This is a genomic window from Rhizobium sp. MHM7A (genome assembly GCF_005862215.1).
In the GTDB taxonomy this organism is placed as follows: domain Bacteria; phylum Pseudomonadota; class Alphaproteobacteria; order Rhizobiales; family Rhizobiaceae; genus Rhizobium; species Rhizobium bangladeshense.
The window spans coordinates 1-4,243 of sequence record NZ_VCHT01000048.1 but is presented as its reverse complement, the minus strand read 5'-3'; the positions used below and the strand labels follow the sequence as shown (position 1 = coordinate 4,243).

Sequence of the window (4,243 nt, the reverse complement as noted above, 5' to 3'; positions counted from 1 at the left end):
GTTCTTGTAGCTGACGGCAGGACTGTTCATCCCAACCCATTATCCGACAACCGTTAAGCCGCTCACAACGTGACATCACCTGCCTGACGCGCCTTCCCGTCCGACGTGTCCGACCTCGATGGCCTCACCGTCGGAACTCGTCGCGACGACCGAACCCAATCCGGACTCGATGAAGTATATATATTCCGGCGCGACGCCGTCTTCGACCAATACGTATTTTACGGGCAGGTCCACCCGCTCCATTTCGTCTACGAGGCGGGCGAAGCTTTGCGGACTGACGGTCCTCAGAAGGGTGTTATAAGTCTTGGACTGTTCTAAGGTCGTCATGGCGGCTCCATCCGCGGAGCCTGGGAGGCGGTCTGTGCGGTTTCGACATACGTCGACTAAGCCATTGCCAGTGCGGAACAATCTTTGGAATTGAATATGATCGTCGGATTGTTCGTTTTCGCACACAGATCACCATACTCTTTTCCAAAGGCCTTGTCGGATTAATCGCACCGCAGAGCCTGCAGTTCTGAAATCGAAATGTGCCCAAGCCTTCTTTCGAGGTTGAACACCAATGATCAAGCGATGATCCGGAAGGTGGGATCAGGACAGCGCCTACTGTAGCTATCGGTTCGGAAACTCCCGCCGAATTGCCGCAACAAAGCAAAGGCATTCGTCCTGCCGAGGAAAAGAAACGATGGAGGCAGAGGTTGGGCGAGCGCGGATCCCAATCAAAATCCGCCCATAGGCGGGAATTGATCTTCACTCTGGCAGTGCATAGCGCGTTAGCAGAGCCTCACCCTCTTGGATGGCGATCTCAATCACTTCATTCACCAGGTCAGGAGAATCGGCAAGTTCCTGCAGAACGAGCGTGAACAATTCCCGCTGCTGTCCCGGCAGAACTTGCGGCACGATGATCACCAGGCCGGCATGCAAATCCTCTCGCGCATAAAGTTTCCTAAAGTCACGGGCATTGTTCGTCACGAAGGTAAAATCTTCCGCGACGATCCGAGGCATCAGATCCCAGTCGGTCTCGCCGCTCAGGCCCAGCCAATTGACGTGGAAACAATCGTGGCCGTGATTTTTAGCCACGGCCACGAGCGATGTGTGCAGGCATTCATCGACGAGAAACTTCACGAAGCCGTGCCCGAGGGCTTTTCGGTACCGGCCTTTCCAAGAGGCAAGCGCTTCACCGACTTTACTTTCAGCCCCTGCTCCGACAGCTTTCGTGGCCGCCCACGGGCAGGATGAGCCGCTACCCAGATTTCGGCGAGGTCCACCATGCGCGCAGTGAGAGCCGGATAGCCGTCGACGATCTCGTCCGTGGCAGCGCCTTGCAGTTTCATTGCAGCGATTGTTCGGACCGGAATGCGCGTACCTTTGAAGACCGGCTCGCCGCCAACCAAGCCTTTCACGCTGTGGATGATCTTGCCCGCTTCCCTGAGCGCTTCACCGCGCGCGGCCAAGTGCTCCCTCGCTCTCGCGACATCAACGATCAGATAGTCGTCCGCTCTAACAGTATCTGCATGGGGGTTCTGGTCAATCGTATCGAACAAACGCTTGCGACGTTCTGCCGACAGGATCGATCCGACACCATACCAGAGTTTCAAACGCAGCAGATCGTCGTCTGTGAGCGCTCGGCCGGAAGTCCGTGACAGTCTGGTCGAGAGGATGTGTTTGTCGATCGCATTGTTTACCGCCTTGACAGCGATCTCGCTCACGGCTGCAGCTTCGGCGGGTGTGTATTCACGAAGAGCGTTGCTCATAATTATTCTCCTTAGAGAGAATATATATGACGAGTGCACAAATCTCAATACCGCAAGCTTGCTCCGACGATTTCTCGCTGTGTCCCGCTGGTTGGAAGCTCTTGCCTGCGAGGTTATGCGCTTGCTTGCGGGCCAACCTGGGTTTCGACAAGCGGTCGAACCAATTCGACGTGGCTGACTTCCAAGGCTTGAGCCAGTTCATAAAGAGTAATCACAGTAGGGTTGCGCCGACCTCGCTCCAAGCTACTCAGGTATTGCTGGCTGAAACCAGAGCGCGCCTCGACCTCTTCCTGTGTCAGGCCTTTCTCCCGACGCAGGCGGGCAAAATTCGAGCCGACCAGTTTGCGCATATCCATGCGCCGAAAGATCGCCGTTTACACACTTTGAGTTTATCAACCAAAGTATGTAAAAGTCTTTCCTTTAATTGCCTGCAAGTGCGGGGCGGGCAATGGGTTCAGGTTTCGATATTAGCACCAGCGCCTTGTCTGCACCCCAGATATCCGATTGGATGTAGGCGAACCTTCGGTGACGGCAGGTGAGAGGATGAAGTTTGGAGGAGCGGGTGAACAAAGCGGTCGCGTCCGATGCCAATGACCAAGGAAAAGAAAGAGAATCACGCAGCAGCTTGCTGCAACAGTCGGAGTTGGAAGCGCTGGCCGTCTCCGCGATTCTCGAACACCGCCGCCTGATCGCCGCCGACGAAGCTGTCTATGAAGAATGGACTCGCGCGACGTCCGATCTGTCGGTTTCCGGCGCCGTGCTCAAGAGTCTGCAGGACGAGTATGTCGCGCGTCAAAGGAAATCAGAAGCCAAGCAGGAAGAGCTTTCGGAAATTATCGACGTGCTTGGCTATGTCCCTCAGGTTCCCCTGGACGGCGGTGAATGAGCCTCAAACCAATCCGTGATCTTTAGCGATCGCTACCAACTGCGGAACGGTCGCCGCATCGAGCTTTTCGCGCGCTTTATCGAGGTAATGCTGCACGGTCCTCGGATTGATCCCCGTCAACATTGCTGTTTCCGGCGCGCTTTTGCCCTTTGCCGCCCACGCGAGGCACATGGCTTCTCTTGGTGAAAGCAACCGTTTTGGAGCGACAATTGTCGTCGCAGCGATGATCTTCAGGCGGTAGTGGATCGCCAAAACCGCCTGGATCGCTTTTTGCGCATCCTGTAGCTTTGAGGCGTCAGCCGTCTGCGCTGAGGACGCAAACGTCAGCATCAACGCGGAGCCGAAACTTCCTTCGACGGGTATTGTCAGTCCGCTGCGAATGCCGTGTTCGATCGCCTGGTCCCGAAAGCGCCTAAGCTCGGAGGTTCCACGAGCTGGCCAGTCGTCGGCCGTCCAGGAGAACAATTCCATGCGACGCTTGGCTTCCGTGACGACCGGATCGATGCGGGAATACTGGTTGGCAAGGTAAATGTCCTGCCATTCCTCGGGATAGGAGTTGAACGCACGGACTTCAGAGCCTTCAGTCTGCAGGTAAGCGAATCGCTCGAAGCCATAAGCGTTTGCGAAGCTCTTCAGGGCAATCTTGATCATCCGCTCATTGTGCGCAGCCTCAATCATATCAATCAAATTTCTTAGCACGTCATTCAATGCTGCTCTCCAACTGTCCGGCGCGCAAGGCAGCCGGAGGCTCCCTGTCGCGCCGTTCGAACATGCAGCGGGATTGCGAGGAGATAAATCCCCCAAACCGATACCCTAGTTTGGGTTACTCATGTGGGGAGTGATGAGGTTCAAATGTACTGCATGCGCTATTGCGGCTGATAGCGTGGGGCAACCCAACTTATACCGCGCTGATTTCAGATATCCACGAGCCGTGTGCTCGGACAGTCCTAGGATTTCAGCAATGTCCTTGCTGTCTTTGCCGCGCGAGGCCCAGTGAAGGCACTCGACTTCCCTGGTTCCGAGCGCCGGCACGGGATCGTTTTCCCCGTGAAGTTCGAAAACCGCTTTGCGGTGCAGAAGAAAACCTAGCTCGGTCCACTCAGGTAGGAACTGCCGTTCTATCGCTGTCCATTCTTCATCGCTCATCTGCGAATTGATCGAAAGAAGCGACCGGCGGGATTTATCAACGATCGGTATCGAGACGCCATTGCCTCCGATACCGTGCATCTCTGCATCCACCATGAATTGATGCGCACTGTCAGGGATGTCGATCTCACGCCAATCGAATGGCAGCTGACGAGAGAAGCCTTCTCGGATGATCGGATCAACATTAATGTAGTCGTTCAGAAGGTATCGCGAAACCCAGCTATCGGGGTAGGTGGTTCTGACGAACGGGGCATCGACGCTATCGACGATGGTTCTGGCGAGATGAAACGTGACAAAATCCACAGGGTAGTGCTGCTGGAACTCGTCCAATGCGACGGCTACCGTCGTTGCATTTTTCACTGCGCTGGAGGCCTTGAGATGGTGATGTCACGTTGTGAGCGGCTTAACGGTTGTCGGATAATGGGTTGGGATGAACAGTCCTGCCGTCAGCTACAAGAAC

At 55.3% G+C, this 4,243-nt stretch carries 7 protein-coding genes; 1 reads left to right on the top strand and 6 read right to left on the bottom strand.

Features of this window, described 5'->3' with window-relative positions; genetic code table 11:
• Nucleotides 1-75 precede the first annotated feature (75 nt).
• From FFR93_RS40100 to FFR93_RS40085, 4 genes are all read right to left on the bottom strand, one after another.
• The gene (locus tag FFR93_RS40100) at nucleotides 76-327 is read right to left on the bottom strand and encodes a hypothetical protein (RefSeq protein WP_246661435.1); all 252 of its coding nucleotides are present in this window, start codon (nucleotides 325-327) and stop codon (nucleotides 76-78) included.
• A gap of 420 nt (nucleotides 328-747) precedes the next feature.
• Nucleotides 748-1,122 (bottom strand): DUF5615 family PIN-like protein, encoded by a 375-nt coding sequence (locus FFR93_RS40095; protein ID WP_138397200.1) that lies wholly within the window; start codon nucleotides 1,120-1,122, stop codon nucleotides 748-750.
• Nucleotides 1,119-1,751: a DUF433 domain-containing protein gene (locus tag FFR93_RS40090; protein WP_138397199.1), complete on the bottom strand. Its 633-nt coding sequence runs from the start codon at nucleotides 1,749-1,751 to the stop codon at nucleotides 1,119-1,121. The genes FFR93_RS40095 and FFR93_RS40090 overlap by 4 nt, the downstream gene beginning before the upstream one ends.
• A gap of 113 nt (nucleotides 1,752-1,864) precedes the next feature.
• Nucleotides 1,865-2,107, bottom strand: coding sequence for a helix-turn-helix transcriptional regulator (locus FFR93_RS40085; RefSeq protein ID WP_138397198.1), 243 nt, complete (start codon nucleotides 2,105-2,107; stop codon nucleotides 1,865-1,867).
• A gap of 206 nt (nucleotides 2,108-2,313) precedes the next feature.
• On the opposite strand from FFR93_RS40085, the gene FFR93_RS40080 reads away from it, so the two are divergent.
• Nucleotides 2,314-2,637, top strand: a complete 324-nt coding sequence (locus FFR93_RS40080; protein ID WP_138397197.1) for a transcriptional repressor TraM — start codon at nucleotides 2,314-2,316, stop codon at nucleotides 2,635-2,637.
• 3 nt (nucleotides 2,638-2,640) lie between these two features.
• Here the strand turns inward: FFR93_RS40080 and FFR93_RS40075 are convergent, their stop codons facing one another.
• Nucleotides 2,641-3,345 carry an autoinducer binding domain-containing protein gene (locus tag FFR93_RS40075; protein WP_138397196.1) on the bottom strand — a complete coding sequence of 235 codons (705 nt, stop codon included), beginning with the start codon at nucleotides 3,343-3,345 and terminating at the stop codon, nucleotides 2,641-2,643.
• Nucleotides 3,346-3,450: 105 nt separating this feature from the next.
• On the bottom strand, nucleotides 3,451-4,143 hold the full coding sequence (locus FFR93_RS40070; RefSeq protein WP_138397195.1) for a LuxR family transcriptional regulator: 693 nt from the start codon (nucleotides 4,141-4,143) through the stop codon (nucleotides 3,451-3,453).
• Nucleotides 4,144-4,243 lie beyond the last annotated feature (100 nt).

Excerpts from the sequence above, each read along its gene's own strand:
- FFR93_RS40090 (WP_138397199.1), bottom strand. The coding sequence starts at position 1,751 with ATGAGCAACGCTCTTCGTGAATACACACCCGCCGAAGCTGCAGCCGTG.
- FFR93_RS40085 (WP_138397198.1), bottom strand. The coding sequence starts at position 2,107 with ATGGATATGCGCAAACTGGTCGGCTCGAATTTTGCCCGCCTGCGTCGG.
- FFR93_RS40100 (WP_246661435.1), bottom strand. The coding sequence starts at position 327 with ATGACGACCTTAGAACAGTCCAAGACTTATAACACCCTTCTGAGGACC.